This window comes from Caballeronia sp. SL1002, from assembly GCF_057814995.1.
The window spans coordinates 845,935-862,883 of the sequence record NZ_JBYMUW010000005.1 but is presented as its reverse complement, the minus strand read 5'-3'; the positions used below and the strand labels follow the sequence as shown (position 1 = coordinate 862,883).

16 protein-coding genes are annotated in these 16,949 nt (G+C 63.2%); 9 read left to right on the top strand and 7 right to left on the bottom strand.

The window, feature by feature from the left end; translation table 11 throughout:
* Positions 1–9 precede the first annotated feature (9 nt).
* The gene (locus AC3D25_RS28225; RefSeq protein ID WP_488891777.1) at positions 10–1,515 is read right to left on the bottom strand and encodes an MDR family MFS transporter; all 1,506 of its coding nucleotides are present in this window, start codon (positions 1,513–1,515) and stop codon (positions 10–12) included.
* Positions 1,516–1,697: 182 nt separating this feature from the next.
* Here AC3D25_RS28225 and AC3D25_RS28220 point away from each other — a divergent pair, with 182 nt between their 5' ends.
* On the top strand, positions 1,698–2,261 hold the full coding sequence (locus AC3D25_RS28220; protein WP_488891776.1) for a TetR/AcrR family transcriptional regulator: 564 nt from the start codon (positions 1,698–1,700) through the stop codon (positions 2,259–2,261).
* Positions 2,262–2,416: 155 nt separating this feature from the next.
* Complete coding sequence (locus tag AC3D25_RS28215; RefSeq protein WP_488891775.1) at positions 2,417–3,829, top strand: MFS transporter; 1,413 nt, start codon at positions 2,417–2,419, stop codon at positions 3,827–3,829.
* Between the two features lie 19 nt (positions 3,830–3,848).
* Here the strand turns inward: AC3D25_RS28215 and AC3D25_RS28210 are convergent, their stop codons facing one another.
* Positions 3,849–4,568 (bottom strand): TetR/AcrR family transcriptional regulator, encoded by a 720-nt coding sequence (locus AC3D25_RS28210; protein ID WP_488891774.1) that lies wholly within the window; start codon positions 4,566–4,568, stop codon positions 3,849–3,851.
* A 173-nt stretch (positions 4,569–4,741) separates the two neighbouring features.
* Between AC3D25_RS28210 and AC3D25_RS28205 the strand changes: the two genes are divergently transcribed.
* From AC3D25_RS28205 to AC3D25_RS28195, 3 genes are read left to right on the top strand one after another with little or no spacing between them, the layout of a single operon-like run.
* Positions 4,742–5,923 carry an isovaleryl-CoA dehydrogenase gene (locus AC3D25_RS28205; protein ID WP_488891773.1) on the top strand — a complete coding sequence of 394 codons (1,182 nt, stop codon included), beginning with the start codon at positions 4,742–4,744 and terminating at the stop codon, positions 5,921–5,923.
* A gap of 10 nt (positions 5,924–5,933) precedes the next feature.
* The gene (locus AC3D25_RS28200; protein ID WP_488891772.1) at positions 5,934–7,541 is read left to right on the top strand and encodes a carboxyl transferase domain-containing protein; all 1,608 of its coding nucleotides are present in this window, start codon (positions 5,934–5,936) and stop codon (positions 7,539–7,541) included.
* A gap of 25 nt (positions 7,542–7,566) precedes the next feature.
* The gene (locus AC3D25_RS28195) at positions 7,567–9,588 is read left to right on the top strand and encodes an acetyl/propionyl/methylcrotonyl-CoA carboxylase subunit alpha (protein ID WP_488891771.1); all 2,022 of its coding nucleotides are present in this window, start codon (positions 7,567–7,569) and stop codon (positions 9,586–9,588) included.
* Positions 9,589–9,613: 25 nt separating this feature from the next.
* On the opposite strand, the gene AC3D25_RS28190 is transcribed toward AC3D25_RS28195, so the two are convergent.
* Positions 9,614–10,138, bottom strand: a complete 525-nt coding sequence (locus AC3D25_RS28190; RefSeq protein WP_488891770.1) for an OmpA family protein — start codon at positions 10,136–10,138, stop codon at positions 9,614–9,616.
* 169 nt (positions 10,139–10,307) lie between these two features.
* Here AC3D25_RS28190 and AC3D25_RS28185 point away from each other — a divergent pair, with 169 nt between their 5' ends.
* Complete coding sequence (locus tag AC3D25_RS28185) at positions 10,308–11,381, top strand: AI-2E family transporter (protein ID WP_488891769.1); 1,074 nt, start codon at positions 10,308–10,310, stop codon at positions 11,379–11,381.
* 144 nt (positions 11,382–11,525) lie between these two features.
* Complete coding sequence (locus tag AC3D25_RS28180; RefSeq protein WP_488892176.1) at positions 11,526–12,566, top strand: potassium channel family protein; 1,041 nt, start codon at positions 11,526–11,528, stop codon at positions 12,564–12,566.
* A gap of 12 nt (positions 12,567–12,578) precedes the next feature.
* On the opposite strand, the gene AC3D25_RS28175 is transcribed toward AC3D25_RS28180, so the two are convergent.
* From AC3D25_RS28175 to pcaH, 3 genes are all read right to left on the bottom strand, one after another.
* On the bottom strand, positions 12,579–12,893 hold the full coding sequence (locus tag AC3D25_RS28175) for a DUF2288 domain-containing protein (protein WP_488891768.1): 315 nt from the start codon (positions 12,891–12,893) through the stop codon (positions 12,579–12,581).
* 73 nt (positions 12,894–12,966) lie between these two features.
* Complete coding sequence (gene pcaG, locus AC3D25_RS28170; protein WP_488891767.1) at positions 12,967–13,557, bottom strand: protocatechuate 3,4-dioxygenase subunit alpha; 591 nt, start codon at positions 13,555–13,557, stop codon at positions 12,967–12,969.
* A gap of 2 nt (positions 13,558–13,559) precedes the next feature.
* Positions 13,560–14,261: a protocatechuate 3,4-dioxygenase subunit beta gene (gene pcaH / locus AC3D25_RS28165; RefSeq protein WP_488891766.1), complete on the bottom strand. Its 702-nt coding sequence runs from the start codon at positions 14,259–14,261 to the stop codon at positions 13,560–13,562.
* Between the two features lie 113 nt (positions 14,262–14,374).
* Between pcaH and pcaQ the strand changes: the two genes are divergently transcribed.
* On the top strand, positions 14,375–15,313 hold the full coding sequence (gene pcaQ, locus AC3D25_RS28160; protein ID WP_488891765.1) for a pca operon transcription factor PcaQ: 939 nt from the start codon (positions 14,375–14,377) through the stop codon (positions 15,311–15,313).
* Between the two features lie 259 nt (positions 15,314–15,572).
* Positions 15,573–15,941, top strand: coding sequence for a response regulator (locus AC3D25_RS28155; protein ID WP_488891764.1), 369 nt, complete (start codon positions 15,573–15,575; stop codon positions 15,939–15,941).
* Positions 15,942–16,125: 184 nt separating this feature from the next.
* Here AC3D25_RS28155 and AC3D25_RS28150 read toward each other — a convergent pair whose 3' ends face one another.
* Complete coding sequence (locus AC3D25_RS28150; RefSeq protein ID WP_488891763.1) at positions 16,126–16,839, bottom strand: lysophospholipid acyltransferase family protein; 714 nt, start codon at positions 16,837–16,839, stop codon at positions 16,126–16,128.
* Positions 16,840–16,949: the final 110 nt, after the last annotated feature.

Below are 16,949 nucleotides of genomic sequence, written 5' to 3'. Positions count from 1 at the left end.
AGGGGAAATTCAGTGCTTGCGCAAGGGCTGATTTTTCATCCCCCACGAAAGAGCGAACGCGATCAACACGACGGCGGCCGCGACCAGATACACGGTGTGCATCGACGCGGCGAACGCAGGGAGATAGTCGTCGCGCAGCGCGGCGGGCAGGTGCTGAATGGCTTGCGGGCCGAGCGAGCGCGGCAGTTCGACGCCCGCCGGAATGACCTGGGCGAGCCGCGACTGAAGCCCGTTCGTGAAGATCGCGCCAAACGCCGCGACACCCACCGAGCCGCCAATCGAGCGGAACAGCGTGGTTCCCGACGTCGCCACGCCGATGAACTTGAAGTCCACGGCGTTCTGCACGGCGAGCACGAGCACCTGCATGACCATGCCGAGGCCGAGGCCGAGCAGCCCCATGTAGGCGTACATCACGTAGAGCGGTGTGTCGAGTTTCAAGGTGGAGAGCAGCAGCATCGCGGAGGCGACGCAAGCGGTGCCGGCAATGGGGAAGAACCTGTATTTGCCGATCCGGCTGATCACGCGGCCGCTGACGATCGACGAAATCAGCACGCCGGCCATCATCGGCGTGATTTGCAGGCCGGCTTGCGACGGCGTCGAACCTTTCACCACCTGCAAATACAGCGGCAGGAACGTGACGGAGCCGAACAGCGAGAAGCCGATGATGAATCCAATCAGCCCGCTCAGGACGAAGGTGCGCTCCCTGAACAGCGAGAGCGGCATGATCGGCTCGGCGGCGAGGCGTTCTTCGTACACGAAACCGCCTATACAGATCAGCCCGAGCAGCAGCGTGCACCACAGCTGCGTCGAGGTCCACGGCAAAAGCGTTCCGCCCTGGCTCGTGAAAAGGATGATGCAGGTGAGCGCGGCCGCGAGAAACGCAGCGCCCATGTAGTCGATACGATGTTTGACATGCGCCACGTGCGGCTTGAACACGACGCCGATCACGCCGAGCGCGATCAGCCCGAGCGGCACGTTGATATAGAAAATCCAGCGCCAGGACAGATGTTCGACGATAAACCCGCCGAGCAACGGCCCGATGACCGTCGCGAGGCCATACACGCCGCCAAACAAACCTTGAAAGCGGCCGCGTTCGGCGGGCGGAATGACGTCGGCGATAGCGGCCATCGTGATGACCATCAGGCCGCCGCCGCCCAGTCCCTGCAGCGCGCGCAGGACGATCAACTGGGTCATGTCCTGCGCCACGCCGCACAGGATCGAACCGGCGAGGAAGATCAGAATAGACGCCTGAAGCACGATCTTGCGGCCGAACAGGTCGCCGAACTTGCCGTAGAGCGGCACGACAATCGTGGACGTGAGCAGGTAGGACGTGACGACCCACGAGAGGCTTTCAAGCCCGCCGAGTTCGCCGACGATGGTCGGCAGCGCGGTCGAGACGATGGTTTGATCGAGTGCGCCGAGCAGCATGACAAGCAGCAGCGCCGTGAAGAGCAGGCGTATCGGCGGCTTGTCGGCGACTGGCGTCAGTTCGGAGGTCTGTTGGAGCGTTCCCATGCAGCGGCTCGATTGTAATTAATTAACTTGCCTATTAATATAGGCGAATCGACTCATCGGGTCAATTCCTTGCCATGACAAAAGTTGTTACCGAATCTGCTGAGGCTTTGCCGCGTGCGCGTTCCGGCCGTCGTCCTGGACGTCCTACTGGCGCTCCGAGCGGGGAAACGCGCGAGCATCTGATGGCGATCGCGCTGGATCTGTTTGCGCGGCAAGGCATCGTCGAGACGACGCTCGGCGCGATTGCCCGTGAAGCGGGTGTGACGCCGGCGATGGTTCACTACTACTTCAAGACGCGGGACCAACTGCTCGACGTGCTGATCGACGAGCGGTTCGGGCCGCTGCGCAACGAACTCGGCCGCGCATTCGTGGGCGGCGGCACCGAACCGGCCGATGCGTTCCGGGCGTTCGCGGAGAGTCTCGTCGCGACCGTCGAGAAGAATCCGTGGTTCGCCAAGCTCTGGGTGCGTGAAGCGCTGAGCGACGGCGGACTGCTGCGCGAGCGCCTCGCGCAGCGTTTCGGCGACGCACATCAGAAGGCGACGATCGCGCGTATCGCGCAGTGGCAGAAGGAGGGCAAGCTCAATCCGGATCTGGAACCTTCGCTGCTTTTCGTTTCGCTGTTCGGCCTGACGGTGCTGCCGCTCGCTACGTCGAAGTGGCGTATGGGAGCGCACAAGGTGACGAGCGAGCAGATCGCGCGGCACGCGGTCGCGTTGCTGACGCGCGGCCTTGGGCCGGTCTGACGGCAGTCGCGCGGCGAGTCGATAAAGGTGCGCGGTCGTGTACGGCCGCGCGCCTCGGCGTGCAAGCCGTTAAAATGCGCGCCGGACTTCGACACCGGCGTGCGTCACGACTGCAAGCGACGGGCGCGAGATCGGCCTTATCAGGAGACAAATAAATGGCTATCCCACGCGCGAGTTCCGCGTTTTCACCGGCCGCGCACAGCGCCGGATCGATTTCGGCGCGGCTCGACCGGCTTCCGCCGACGCGTTCGGTCTGGACGCTCGTCGTCATGTTGAGTCTCGGATTTTTCTTCGAACTCTACGATCTTCTGTACACCGCTTATATCGCGCCCGGACTGGTCAAAAGTGGTCTTCTGACTTCGACCACGCACGGTCTCTTCGGCACTACGGGAATTGCAAGTTTCATCGCGGCGTTATTCGCGGGTCTTTTCATTGGAACCATAGCGTGTGGTTTCCTCGCCGATAAATTTGGCCGGCGCGCCATATTTACTTATTCGTTGCTTTGGTATGTTGTTGCTAATGTCGTGATGGCATTTCAGCACACCGCGACAGGACTTAATTTCTGGCGGTTTATAGCTGGCGTGGGAATCGGCGTCGAGCTGGTGACGATTGGCGCGTATATCTCGGAACTGGTGCCGAAGGAAATTCGCGGACGCGCTTTTGCGTGTGAACAGGCAGTCGGATTCACCGCCGTGCCGATCGTCGCTTTTCTGTCGTTTCTTCTGGTTCCTCGCGCGCCGTTTGGAATCGACGGATGGCGGTGGGTCGTGTTGATCGGCGCGCACGGTGCGATTTTTGTCTGGTGGATTCGTCGACATTTGCCCGAAAGCCCGCGCTGGCTCGCGCAAAAAGGACGCTTCGCGGAAGCGGATCGCGTTCTTTCCGAACTCGAACGTAAAGTGGAATCCGAATACGGAAAGCCTTTGCCCGCGCCGGCGTCCGCGCGCCCGGTTTCGTCCGAAGGGCGATTTCGCGACATGTGGATCGCGCCTTACAGCAAGCGAACGCTGATGATGGTGATATTCAACGTTTTCCAGACCGTCGGGTTTTACGGATTTGCAAACTGGGTGCCGACCTTGTTGATCGGACAGGGTATTACCACAACGACGAGTCTGATGTATTCGAGCATTATCGCCATTGCGGCGCCGATTGGTCCGATTATCGGTTTGATAATCGGCGACCGGTTCGAGCGTAAAAGCGTGATCGTGGCGATGGCAGGTTTGAATATCGTGTGCGGATTGCTGTTCAGTCAAACGTCCAATCCGATTTTTCTGGTTGCGATGGGTGTAGGCCTCACGCTTGCCAATAACATCATGTCCTACAGCTTTCACGCGTATCAGGCGGAATTGTTTCCGACGAGCATCCGCGCTCAGGCCGTGGGCTTCGTTTATTCGTGGAGCCGCTTCTCGGCGATATTCACCGCGTTTATTATCGCGGCGGTGTTGAAGGGTTTCGGCGTAACCGGCGTGTTCGTCTTCATTTCCGGGGCGATGATGATCGTGATGATTGCGATCGGCACGCTCGGGCCGCGTACTCGGAATATCGCGCTCGAAGAAATTTCAGGCTGATCGGTCACGGCGCGGTGTTTCATCCGTCACGGCGCTTCCCTTCAAACCGCCGCGTCGCCTCTTCAACGTCCGCCTTGAACTGAGCCAGCGCGGCCACCGACGCATTCGGCGGCTGCAACGCAGCCCACAGCACGTCGATCAACTCATCGGCGGTCGTGTCGATCTGAGCCTGGCTCAACTGACGCTTCGCGAGCGTCGCGTCCCACAGCACGTGCTCCATCGGCCCGAACACGACCGAGCGCATCAACCGTAGCGGCATGTCCGCGCGCACCTGGCCGAGCGCCTGCCCGCGCGCGAGCACGTTCATCAGCGGTGCGGTGTATCGGCGCTGCAGGCCCGTCAGCGTGTCGGTGAGATCGTGGTGCTTCGTCCGGCCCTCGGATAACACCAGCGCGCACAGCCCGGTGCCGTTCACGAGCATCAGCCGCAAATGCGTCCTCACGATAAACGCGAACTGCTGGCGCACCGTGCCATCGACCGGTAGGCCGCTCTCGAATGCATCGACGATCTCGTCGTACCAGTCCGCGATCACCCGCGCGCAAAGTTCGCGCTTTCCGCTGAAATAGCTGAAAACCGTCGCCTCGGAAATGCCCGCGCGCTGCGCGATCTCGGCGCTCGTCGCGGCGTCGTAGCCTTTTTCCGCAAACACTTCGCGTCCCGCGTTCAGGATGTCCCGCACGCGTTGCTGGGATTTGACGCCGGTGGGCGTGCGACGGCTGGTTGCGGTGGCAGACGACATGGCGGGATCTGAAAGTGAGCAGGGACAAATGTGAGCGTAGCTCAAAACCCTATTGACGGACAGCGATTTTAAGCGTGCAATTGGCAGAAATATTCGGCGTATCGAGGATGTGAGCGAAACTCAATACGGTAAAGAAAATCTCGCCATAGAACCCTGCATCAGGAGACAAGCCCATGAGCCAGCTTCCCGGCCTGAACTTCGCGTTGGGCGAAGATATCGACATGTTGCGCGACTCGGTTGCGCACTTTGCCGCGAAAGAAATCGCGCCGCGCGCCGCTGAAATCGACCGCACCGATCAATTTCCGATGGATCTCTGGAAGAAATTCGGCGATCTCGGCGTGCTCGGCATGACGGTCTCCGAGGAATACGGCGGCGCGAACATGGGCTACACCGCGCACATGGTCGCGATGGAGGAAATTTCGCGCGCGTCGGCGTCGGTCGGCTTGTCTTACGGCGCGCACTCGAACCTGTGCGTGAACCAGATTCATCGCAACGGCACGGAAGCGCAAAAGCGCAAATATCTGCCCGGTCTCGTGTCCGGCGAACACATCGGCGCGCTGGCGATGAGCGAGCCGAACGCCGGATCGGACGTGGTGAGCATGAAGCTGCGCGCCGAGGAAAAAGGCGACCACTACGTGCTCAACGGCACCAAAATGTGGATCACCAACGGCCCGGATTGCGACACGCTCGTCGTCTACGCGAAGACGAATGTCGAAGCGGGCGCGAAAGGCATCACGGCGTTTATCGTCGAAAAAAGCATGAAGGGATTTTCGGTCGCGCAGAAACTCGACAAGCTCGGCATGCGCGGCTCGCATACCGGCGAACTCGTATTCGAGAACGTGGAAGTGCCGAAGGAGAACATTCTCGGCGAACTGAACGGCGGCGTAAAAGTGCTGATGAGCGGCCTCGACTACGAGCGCGCCGTGCTCGCAGGCGGCCCGACGGGCATCATGGTCGCGTGCATGGACGCGGTCGTGCCGTATATCCACGATCGCAAGCAGTTCGGGCAATCCATCGGCGAATTCCAGCTGATTCAGGGCAAGGTCGCGGATCTCTACACGACGCTGCAGGCGTGCCGCGCGTATCTCTACGCGGTCGGGCGGCAGATCGACACGCTCGGCGCGGGTCACGGCCGGCAGGTTCGCAAGGATTGCGCGGGCGTGATTCTCTACACGGCGGAGAAGGCGACGTGGATGGCGGGCGAGGCGATCCAGATTCTCGGCGGCAATGGTTATATCAACGAGTATCCGGTCGGGCGTCTGTGGCGCGATGCGAAACTCTATGAGATCGGCGCGGGCACCAGCGAAATCCGCCGCATGCTGATCGGCCGTGAACTCTTTGCCGAAACGGCTTGAGGCGCGCCGCATGCCGATCCTCGAATCGAAACTGAACCCGCGCGGCGACGAATTCCGCGCCAATGCGGCGGCGCTCGAAACACTCGTCGCCGACCTGAAAGCGAAAGTGGCGAAGCTCGCGCTCGGCGGCGGTCAGGCCGCGCGCGACAAGCACGTTGCGCGCGGCAAGCTGCTGCCGCGCGACCGGATCGCGCAACTGCTCGATCCGGGCACGCCGTTTCTGGAGTTCTCGCAACTCGCGGCGTTCGGCATGTACAACGACGACGCGCCGGGCGCGGGCATCATCACCGGTATCGGACGGATCGCGGGGCAGGAGTGCGTGATCGTCTGCAACGACGCGACGGTGAAGGGCGGGACGTACTATCCGGTGACCGTGAAAAAGCATTTGCGCGCGCAGGAAATCGCGGAACAGAACCGTCTTCCGTGCGTGTATCTGGTCGATTCGGGCGGCGCTAATCTGCCGAATCAGGACGACGTGTTTCCCGACCGCGATCACTTCGGCCGCATTTTCTATAACCAGGCCAACCTGTCGGCGCAAGGCATCGCGCAGATCGCGGTGGTGATGGGTTCGTGCACGGCGGGCGGCGCTTACGTGCCGGCGATGAGCGACGAGTCGATCATCGTGAAGAATCAGGGCACGATATTTCTCGGCGGTCCGCCGCTCGTGAAAGCGGCCACGGGCGAGGAAGTCAGCGCGGAAGATCTCGGCGGTGGCGACGTGCATACGCGGCTCTCGGGCGTCGTCGATCATCTCGCGCAGAACGACGCGCACGCGCTCGGCATCGCGCGCAGTATCGTCGGCAATCTGAACCGCGTGAAAATCACGCCGCTCGCGCTGAAGACGCCGCAGCCGCCGCGCTACGATCCGCGCACGCTCTACGGCGTGATTCCCGCCGATACCCGCAAACCGTTCGATATCCGCGAAGTGATCGCGCGTATCGTCGACGATTCCGCCTTCGACGAATTCAAGGCGCGCTACGGCACGACGCTCGTGTGCGGCTTTGCGCATATCTGGGGGCATCCGGTCGGGATCGTCGCGAATAACGGCATCCTGTTTTCCGAGTCGGCGTTAAAAGGCGCGCACTTTATCGAACTGTGCGCGCAACGCAAGATTCCGCTCGTGTTCCTGCAGAACATCACGGGTTTCATGGTCGGGCGCAAATACGAGAACGAGGGCATCGCGCGAAACGGCGCGAAGATGGTGACGGCGGTCGCCACCGCGAAGGTGCCGAAATTCACGGTGATCATCGGCGGATCGTTCGGCGCGGGCAATTACGGCATGTGCGGCCGCGCGTTCTCGCCGCGCTTTCTGTGGATGTGGCCGAACGCGCGCATTTCCGTGATGGGCGGCGAACAGGCCGCGTCCGTGCTCGCGACGGTGCGTCGAGACGGCATCGAAACGAAGGGCGGCGAGTGGTCGAAGGAAGAGGAAGAAGCGTTCAAAGCGCCGATCCGCGATCAATACGAAGTGCAGGGACATCCGTATTACGCGAGCGCGCGCCTCTGGGACGACGGCGTGATCGACCCGGCGCAAACGCGCGACGTGCTCGGCCTCGGGCTTGCCGCCGCGATGAATGCGCCGATCGAGGACACGCGCTTCGGCGTGTTCCGGATGTGACCTTCGTTCTTACTCGGGCTTTGCCATGTTCAACAAAATACTGATCGCCAATCGCGGCGAGATCGCCTGCCGCGTCGCGGCCACGGCCAAGCGTCTCGGCGTGGGCAGCGTCGCCGTTTTTTCCGACGCGGACGCCAACGCGAAACACGTGGCCGTTTGCGACGAAGCCGTGCATGTCGGCGGATCGGCGGCGAGTGAAAGTTATCTGCGGATCGAGCGGATCGTCGACGCTGCGCTCGCGACCGGCGCGCAGGCGATTCATCCGGGCTACGGCTTTCTCTCCGAGAACGAGGACTTTGCCCGCGCCTGCGAAAAAGCGGGACTGGTGTTTATCGGACCGCCGGTCGAGGCCATTTCCGCGATGGGATCGAAGGCCGCGGCGAAGGCGCTGATGCAATCGGCCGCCGTGCCGCTCGTGCCCGGCTACCACGGCGACAGCCAGGACGCCGCGTTGCTGCACCGTGAAGCGGACGCGATCGGCTATCCGGTGCTGCTGAAAGCGAGCGCGGGCGGCGGCGGCAAGGGCATGCGGGTGGTCGAGAAAAGCGCGGATTTCGACGCGGCGCTCGCTTCATGCAAGCGCGAGGCCGCGAGCAGTTTCGGCAACGACCGCGTGTTGATCGAGAAATATTTGCAGCGTCCGCGTCATGTGGAAGTGCAGGTCTTCGCCGATACCCACGGCGGCGCGGTGTACCTGTTCGACCGCGATTGCTCGGTGCAGCGGCGTCATCAGAAAGTGCTGGAAGAAGCGCCGGCGCCCGGTTTAACCGAAGCCGTGCGCCGCGAGATGGGCGAAGCCGCCGTGGCCGCCGCGCGCGCCGTGAATTACGTGGGCGCGGGAACGGTCGAATTCATCATGGCCGCCGATGGCCGTTTCTACTTCATGGAGATGAACACGCGCCTTCAGGTCGAGCATCCGGTGACCGAAATGGTGACCGGTGTCGATCTCGTGGAATGGCAACTGCGCGTTGCTTGCGGCGAGCCGCTGCCGCTCTCTCAGAGCGAACTTAGCGAGTCAGGCGCGCGCGGCCACGCGATCGAGGCGCGCATCTACGCGGAAAATCCATCGCGCGGCTTTCTGCCGTCGACCGGCACGCTCAAGCATCTGCGGATGCCGGACGCCGCGCACTTCGAGACGCTCGGCGCGGTTCGTATCGACAGTGGTGTGCGTGAAGGCGATGCCATCACGCCGTTCTACGATCCGATGATCGCGAAGCTGATCGTCCACGGGCGCGATCGCGCCGATGCGCTCGCGTTGATGACGCGCGCACTGCGCGATTGCGAAGTGGTCGGGCCGCATACGAACGTCGAGTTCTTGCAGCGGATCGTGGCGAGCGATCCGTTCGCGAGCGGCAATCTCGACACCGGGTTGATCGAGCGTAATCACGACGCGCTGTTTGCGCCATCCACGGTTTCCGCGCGAGACATGCTCGCGCTGGCTTGCGCGGCGCTGCTTGCGCGCGACGCGGCACAGGCGCACGGCGATTCGCCCTGGGACGCGCTCTCTCACTGGCGTCTTTCGGGCGGCTACCGGCAGGATCTGAACTGGCGCGACGTCGCGAACGACGCAACCGTGCAGGCTGTGTTCACGCGCGAATCGACGGCGGGCGAGGTCCACGAAAGTCGCCTCACGCTCATGGATACATCGGTGCGCTTCGACTGGTCGCGCGGGGACGGCGCGAACGCGTTCATCGTTTCACTCGATACGGCGCGCATCAAGGGCCGTGTGTTTATCGACGGCGATGTGTTCCACGTGTTTTATCGCGGCGAGTCGCGGGCGTTCGAGTGGCAGAACCTGCTCGCGCACGCCGCCGATGCCGAGCACGGCGAAGGCCGGCTGACCGCGCCGATGCCGGGCAAGGTGATCGCGGTGCTGGTGGAACCGGGCGCGACGGTTGAGAAAGGCGCGCCGCTTCTCGTGATGGAAGCGATGAAGATGGAGCACACGATCGTCGCGCCCGCGACGGGCCGTGTGGGCGAGATTCTGTTCGGCGTGGGCGATCAGGTGACCGACGGCGCGCAACTGCTCGTGATGGACCTCGCGTAACGTCCGGCTCCAGGCGCCGAACGGTTCATCGACCGAGGATCGTTTCGGCGCTTTCGGCTTTAACCAGAATATCGACCCGGCGATTCATCGCGCGTCCTTGGGCCGTGTCGTTGCTCGCGACCGGCCGCAACGGCCCAAGCCCAATTGTCTTGATACGCGCGGCGGGCACGCCGCGTGCGATGAGCGCTTGCGCGACGGATTCCGCGCGCGCTTTCGATAACGCGTCGTTATACGCGAGCGTGCCGTCGTTATCGGTATGACCTTCGATCAGGATAGGCCGCGTGCTGCGCTTCAGAAGCTCGGCGGTGCGGTCCAGCGCGGGGCCGCTGTCCGGGCGCACGCTGGAATCGTCGGCGTCGAACAGCGAGGAATCGAGCAGACGCATGCCCACGCCGCCATTCACCGGCACGACCAGGACGCCGTATCGGCTATTGACGGCGGTTTCCTTGGAACGGTGGAGACCCGGCGTGCAACCGCCAAGGAGCGGAGCCAACGGAACGAGAAACGCGACGGTAGTGCAGGCACGGCTGAGCGATTGAATGACTTTCACTGCGATCCTGATTGCGTTGTCCCGGGACAGGTATGACGATTATAGGGAAACCGGCCGGCGCAATTTGTAAAGAACAATAAAGCTCGCAAATAGCCATCGCGCGGCGCGCTCTACAATGCGTACGCCGGACGCATCTCCATAGCAATCCTTCAAGGCCAGACTTCTACCGATGACCCAACGCCAACCCACGTCGTCCGAGAACGAACTTCGCACGAGACGCCTGCAGCGCACGGCGTCGGCTGTGCTTTACACGGTGCTGGTCGCGGTGGCGTTGTGGATGATCCGCGACTTCATCCCGGCCGTGGTGTGGGCCGCCGTCATCGCGATCGCGCTGTGGCCCGCGCTGCGCTGGCTCGAAGAGCGCCCGTGGTTCAAGCGGCACAACACCTGGCTCGCCTTCGGGCTGACGGTGGCGGTCGGGATGCTCTTCGTCGTGCCGTTCGCGATCGTCGCGGCGCAGGCCGGCAGCGAAGCCCGGGACATGATGCACTGGTTCCATGAAATTCTCAGGTCAGGCATCCCGATGCCGCAAATCATCGAGCGATTGCCGTTCGGCGCGACGCAAATCGCGAAATGGTGGGACGCCAATCTCGCGACGCCGCTCGGTTCGTCGCCCGCTGTGCGCGGGTTGCACGGCGGGACGGTCGTCGCGATGACGCGGCATTTCGGCAGCCGCGTGGCGCACGGACTCGTGGTGTTCAGCTTCATGCTGGTCACGCTGTTTTTCCTGTTTCAGGCGGGTTCGAAGCTCGGCGAGCAGCTTCTCGACGGCTCGCGCCGCGCGTTCGGCGCGGACGGCGCGGCGCTCGCCCGGCGCATGGCGGACTCGGTGCGCAGCACGGTGACGGGGCTGGTCGTGGTCGGTCTCGGCGAGGGCGCGCTCCTCGGCGTCGCGTACATGATCACCGGCGTCCCGCACGCCACGCTCCTTGGCATGCTGACCGCGATCGCCGCGATGCTGCCGTTCTGCGCGCCGCTCGTGTTCATCGGCGCGTCGCTGTGGCTCGTCGCGCAAGGGGCGACGGTCGCGGCCATTTGCGTGGTTGCGTTCGGGTTTATCGTCGTGTTCGTCGCGGAGCATTTCGTGCGGCCGGTGCTGATCGGCGGCGCGGCGCGGCTGCCGTTCCTGCTCGTGCTGTTCGGCATTCTCGGCGGCGCGGAAACATTCGGTCTGGTCGGCCTTTTCATCGGCCCCGCGCTGATGACCATCCTGACCGTGCTGTGGGTGGACTGGGTGCGTTGAAGAAACACGCTGGCGAAAACCGTCTGCACGCCGCAAATCAGCCGGTAGAATCGCCCGATAATCGACTCCCCGACGGAGCGTTCCGTGTTCAACCCGCGTAGTTTCACGAAGCCGCTGCGCAAGCGCCTGCCGCGCGGCGCGCGAATGCCGTGGCAGGCGGCGAATCGGCGAACGCTGTTTACGCGGCCTGGCATCTCGCCGCAGCGGATGCTGTTACGCCGCGTGTATATGGTGTTTGCGCTGTGTGCGCTCGCGTTCGCGATTCTCTACGCCGATCGCGCCGGCTTGCGCGACGCCACCAAGACCGGCGGCGAGCCGATGGGCGTCGCGGATCTGCTGTACTTCACGATGGTGACGGTCGCGACCGTCGGTTACGGCGATATCGTGCCGGTCACGGCGCGCGCGCGGCTGATCGACGCGTTTCTCATCATGCCGATCCGCGTCATTATCTGGTTCATCTTTCTGGGCACGGCGTATCAGCTCGTGATCCAGCGCGTCGCCGAGGACTATCGAATGAAACGTCTGCAACGCACCTTGCGCGAGCACGTGCTCGTCTGCGGCTATGGACTGAGCGGGTCCATCGCCGTGCGCGAACTGCTGGAAAGCGGCGTGGACCCGCACGGGATCGTCGTGATCGATACGAATCAGGCCGCGCTCGAAGCGGCCACGTCGCTCGGCGTGACCGGACTGCTCGGCGATCCATCGCGCGAGGACATCCTGAATCAGGCGCAGGTGCGCCAGGCGCGGGCGGTGATCGTCGCGGTCACCGACGATCCCACCGCCATTCTTGTCGCCCTGAGCGTGCGGAGTTTCGCGCCCGACGTGAAGATCGTCGTGCGGATTCAGGAGCACGTTTTCCAGCGGCAATTGCGGCAGGCGGGCGCGGACGTGATCGTTTCGTCGACGAAGATCGGCGGACTGCTGCTCGCGGATGCCGTCGAGAGCCGTTATCTCGTGCCGTTCGTCTCCGACATGCTGTCGGCGCGCGGGCGCGTTACGCTGCTCGAAAAGAAGGCTTCGCCGCTGGAAATCGGGCGCATGTCGAACGATGTCGAGGGCGCGATCGTGATCGGGCTAGCGCGCGGTTCGCGCGTGATGGAGTTCTACGAAGACCCGCACTGCGTGATCGAGGCGGGCGATACGCTGGTGATGATCCAGTCGTCGCGGCGGAGCGAGCCGGGCTGAAAGCGGCGGCGTTTAACCGGGCGTACCGCGTTCCTGCACGCACACCCAAGGCGACACCACCACGGCCCACAATTCCGGGTCGCGCGCGGCGAAATCGGCGGCCGTTTCCGCCTGCACGCGCTCGACCAGACCGGACGCGAGCCATTCGGCGACTTGCTTGGTTTCGTCGTTCGCGATGGCCTCCGCGACGCTCACGAGGTCGAGGTCGCGCGCCACGCGCAGCAGAATGCCGCGCGCGAAAAAACGTTCGAGTTCGGACCAGCCGATCTGCGCCGTTTCAGCGAGCAGGTTGAGATAAACAGCGGAGGGAGAGTGTGCTTCGGTCATGGCGGCAGCGGTGCGGTTTTTGTGCGTCCGACACTATAAACCATCGTGCCGGACGCACCGCTGCCGAGTCTCGTTACAGGTCGAAGAAGACGGTTTCTTCCGGACCTTGCAGGTGAATGTCGAAGCGATAGATCGTGCTCGACGTATTCGGCACGCGTTTGGCGACGAGCGTCGCGCGGCGTTCGGCCGGCACGAGCGCGAGCACGGCGTCCTTCGCGTTGGCGTCGGCTTCGTCGTCGAAGTAGAGGCGCGTGTACGCGTGCAGCAACATGCCGCGCATCAGCACGATCACGTCGATATGCGGCGCGGCGTCGTCGGCGGTCTTGCCCGGCTTCACCGTATCCACCACATAGCGCAGTTCCGGGTCCGTGCCCGTGCCGACTCGCGCGAAGCCCCGGAAGCCCGTCTCGCGGGCTTCGGCCACAGTCTCCACGTAGCGGCCGGTCGAATCCGCTTGCGCCATTTCGATCACGGCGTCGCCGACTACCGCGCCCGCGCCATCGTAAACATTGCCGACGATCGAAATATGCTCGCCCGCCGATTCGCGATCCGCGATGGACGGCGTGAACAGGCTTTTCAGGTCGAAGTTGTATTGCTCGGGGCAGAGGCCGTAGGCGAAATACGGTCCGACCGTCTGCGAAGGGGTCTGTTTGAGCGTCGTCATGGTTACTCCGTCGGCGTCTGGTCGGGACCGCGCAGCACGATGTCGAATTCGTAGCCGAGCGCGTAGGCTTCCTGCGTCGTATCGATCGAGAAGCGCGAGATCATGCGGATGCGCGCATTCTCGGGCGTGCCTTGAAAGATCGGATCGAGGTCGAGCAGCGGGTCGCCGGGGAAGTACATCTGCGTGACGAGACGCGAGCCGAAGTAGTCGCCGAACAGCGAAAAGTGGATGTGATTCGGACGCCATGCGTTCGAATGATTGCCCCACGGATATGCGCCCGGCTTGATGGTCAGGAACCGGTAACGGCCATCGTTATCGGTTAAGCAGCGGCCCGCGCCGAGAAAGTTCGGATCGAGCGGCGCGTCGTGCTGATCGGCCTTGTGGACGTAGCGGCCCGCCGCGTTCGCCTGCCAGATTTCAACCAGCGTGTTACGAACCGGACGGCCGCCTTCGTCGAGCACGCGGCCCGTCACGATGATGCGTTCGCCGAGCGGCGCGCCGTTCTTCGCGGCGTTCCTGGTCAGATCGCTATCGAGCGCGCCCAAATCTTCCGCGCCGTACACCGGCACGCGGCGGTCACGCAGGTTTTCCTTCAGCGGAATCAGCGGACGCGACGGGCTGCGCAGCACGGACGACTTGTAGCCAGGGTACGAATAGGGCGGGTGAGCGTCCCAGTCACGCGGAGTGAGGATGGGGGAAGTCATTCGACTGTCTCCTGTTTTTGGAAGAATTGACACATATTTGCGTGGGATAACTTTATCGAAGCGGCGAAGTTATGGAAAATGATGTTTTATGCACTCAGGCATAACTATTCGTCATGGATATCGACATTCCGAACACGCGTGTCAAATTCCGCCACCTTCAGTGCTTCCTGGCGGTCGCGCATCTCGGCAGCGTGCAGCGCGCCGCCGACAGCCTGTCGATCACGCAGCCCGCCGTCTCGAAGACAATCGGCGAGCTTGAGGACATTCTAGGCGTCCGGCTGTTCGAGCGGGGACGGCGAGGCGCCACGCCGACCCGCGAAGGGCGCCTTTTCGCGCCGCACGCGAGCGCCTGCGTGGCGGCGCTGCGTGAAGGCGTCGATGTTCTGATGCGCGAGAGCGGCGATGTTCCCGGTTCGATCTCCATCGGCATTCTCCCGACCGTCGCCATCGCGCTCTTGCCGCCCGCGCTCGCGGCGTTCAAGCGCCACTGGCCTTCGGTGTCGGTCAGTATCTCGACGGATTCGAACGTGCAACTGCTCGCGCGGCTCAAGGCGGGCGAGACCGATTTCGTGGTCGGCCGCGTGTCGGATCCGGAAGGCATGCACGGCCTGAGTTTCGAGCAGATTTATCGCGAACCGCTGGCGGTTGTCGTGCGGGCAGGGCACGCGCTCTCGTTCGAGGCGCCGCTCATGCCCACGATGCTCGCCGCTTATCCCGTGGTCGTGCCGCCGTTCGGCACGCTGATCCGGCAATCGGCGGAGAGCGTGCTGACCGCGTTCGGCGCGCATTCGCTGACGGCGTTCGTCGAAACGCTGTCGGTGTCGCTCGGCCGCGCGCTTGCACTGCACAACGACGCGGTCTGGTTCGTGCCTGCGGGCGCCGTCGAAAACGACATCACGCTCGGCCTGCTCACGCCGCTCGCGATGCCGTTCGCGGGCACCGACGAACCGATCGGTCTTGTGCGCCGCAACGATACGGCGCGCCGGGCAGCGGAAGATGCGCTGATCGAAGCGATCCGCGATGCCGGACGCGCGCGGATCGGGATCAAGTAGCGTCTCGCTGTTTCCCCCAAGTCGCGCGCCGGGCAGGTGGCGGCATACACTGCCATTTGAGCGCATCGCGATAAAACCCGGCAAAGTAGGCGCGCCGCGTGCTATCAATGATCAAAGAAATGACGAATGACACGCGAGCGAGATGAAGACGGTCGCGCGGGCAATGCGGAAGATGCAACGAATGCGTGCTGGCGCGGTCACAACCGCTATTGCTTTTTGAATCGACTTGAACGAGGCGCCTGTAAAAGCTGCTCCTGTAATGAAGACCGTACTCCTGGTCGACGACGACCCCGCTACCCTGGAAGCCTGGACCCTGTGCATGCAGAGCGACGACTGCACGGTGCTCTCGGCGGTGGACGGCCGCGCCGCGCTCCTTATCCTCGGCGAGACGCGCGTGGATATCGTGGTGTCCGACTGGATGATGCCGGTGCTCGGCGGCGCGCTGCTTTGCCAGACCATGAAGAACGATGCCGCGCTCTCGCACATTCCGTTTCTGATGATCTCCGGCCATCCGCATCCGCCCGCTTTCGTTCATTACGACGGCTATTTGCAGAAGCCCGTCGAAATGGAAACGTTGCTCTCGGCCGTGAACCGGCTTTGCGCGGCGAAACGCCGGCCGATGTATTAATCGGCCGGTCGTTATTTCAACGAAGCCGCGCCAAGGCTTAATGAAGCCGCGCCAAGGCTTAATGGAGCTGCACCAAGGCTTAATGGAGCCGCACCAAGGCTTAATGGAGCCGCGCCAAGGCTTAATGGAGCCGCACCAAGGCTCAACGAAGCCGCGCCAAGGCTTAATGAAGCCGCACCAAGGCTCAACGAAGCCGCACCAAGGCGTGCTCCATTTCCGCCTGCGCGATGCGGTTGAGTTCCTGCGGAATCACGCAATCGCCCGGCAATGCGGGCAGCACGATCACACGGATATGACCCGGCCGATCCGGCCAGCCCTTCGCGGGCCAGAACTTGCCCGCGTTATGCACGACGGGCACGGCGGGCGCTTGCGTCGCGCAAGCAAGCCGCACGCCGCCCGACGCCAGTTTCAGCGGCGCGTCGTGCGCGACGCGCGTGCCTTCGGGGAAAATCACTACGACATCGCCGAGCGCGAGCTTTTCCGCGCATTCCTTCGTGACCGCCTGATGCGCCTGACGCGGCGATCCGCGATCCAGACTCACCATGTCGAGCCCGGTCAGCACCCAGCCGAAAAACGGTATTTTTTTAAGTTCGCGCTTGAACACGAAACTGATGCGACGCGGAAAAAGTCCCATGAACGCGAGGGTTTCCCAGGTCGATTCATGGCGGCACAGCATGATGAACGGTTCGTCGGGGAGATGTTCCAGCCCTTCGACCGAGACGCTCACGCCGGTGATGACACGCATCATCGTGATCATGGCGCGGCACCAGAGGCGCGCGAGCCGATAGCGGCCGTTGCGGCCGACGAACGGAAACAACGGCAGAATCAGGATCGACCAGAGTGTCCCGCTGCCGAGGAGGTAGACGGCGAACAGCCATTTAGTAAGATTTCGGCGCATGGAAGAGTGAAAAGCGAGCGGATTTCGCTCGCAGAGGGCGGAGCGACAGGGGTTTACACGGAAGCCGAAGCATAGCCGCTATCGACGCTCCGTGCCGCGACGCGCAGGGT

Excerpts from the sequence above, each read along its gene's own strand:
- AC3D25_RS28215 (WP_488891775.1), top strand. The coding sequence starts at position 2,417 with ATGGCTATCCCACGCGCGAGTTCCGCGTTTTCACCGGCCGCGCACAGC.
- AC3D25_RS28185 (WP_488891769.1), top strand. The coding sequence starts at position 10,308 with ATGACCCAACGCCAACCCACGTCGTCCGAGAACGAACTTCGCACGAGA.
- AC3D25_RS28205 (WP_488891773.1), top strand. The coding sequence starts at position 4,742 with ATGAGCCAGCTTCCCGGCCTGAACTTCGCGTTGGGCGAAGATATCGAC.
- AC3D25_RS28200 (WP_488891772.1), top strand. The coding sequence starts at position 5,934 with ATGCCGATCCTCGAATCGAAACTGAACCCGCGCGGCGACGAATTCCGC.
- AC3D25_RS28225 (WP_488891777.1), bottom strand. The coding sequence starts at position 1,515 with ATGGGAACGCTCCAACAGACCTCCGAACTGACGCCAGTCGCCGACAAG.
- AC3D25_RS28180 (WP_488892176.1), top strand. The coding sequence starts at position 11,526 with ATGCCGTGGCAGGCGGCGAATCGGCGAACGCTGTTTACGCGGCCTGGC.
- AC3D25_RS28175 (WP_488891768.1), bottom strand. The coding sequence starts at position 12,893 with ATGACCGAAGCACACTCTCCCTCCGCTGTTTATCTCAACCTGCTCGCT.
- AC3D25_RS28220 (WP_488891776.1), top strand. The coding sequence starts at position 1,698 with ATGGCGATCGCGCTGGATCTGTTTGCGCGGCAAGGCATCGTCGAGACG.
- AC3D25_RS28210 (WP_488891774.1), bottom strand. The coding sequence starts at position 4,568 with ATGTCGTCTGCCACCGCAACCAGCCGTCGCACGCCCACCGGCGTCAAA.
- AC3D25_RS28155 (WP_488891764.1), top strand. The coding sequence starts at position 15,573 with ATGAAGACCGTACTCCTGGTCGACGACGACCCCGCTACCCTGGAAGCC.
- pcaG (WP_488891767.1), bottom strand. The coding sequence starts at position 13,557 with ATGACGACGCTCAAACAGACCCCTTCGCAGACGGTCGGACCGTATTTC.
- AC3D25_RS28195 (WP_488891771.1), top strand. The coding sequence starts at position 7,567 with ATGTTCAACAAAATACTGATCGCCAATCGCGGCGAGATCGCCTGCCGC.
- AC3D25_RS28150 (WP_488891763.1), bottom strand. The coding sequence starts at position 16,839 with ATGCGCCGAAATCTTACTAAATGGCTGTTCGCCGTCTACCTCCTCGGC.
- pcaQ (WP_488891765.1), top strand. The coding sequence starts at position 14,375 with ATGGATATCGACATTCCGAACACGCGTGTCAAATTCCGCCACCTTCAG.
- pcaH (WP_488891766.1), bottom strand. The coding sequence starts at position 14,261 with ATGACTTCCCCCATCCTCACTCCGCGTGACTGGGACGCTCACCCGCCC.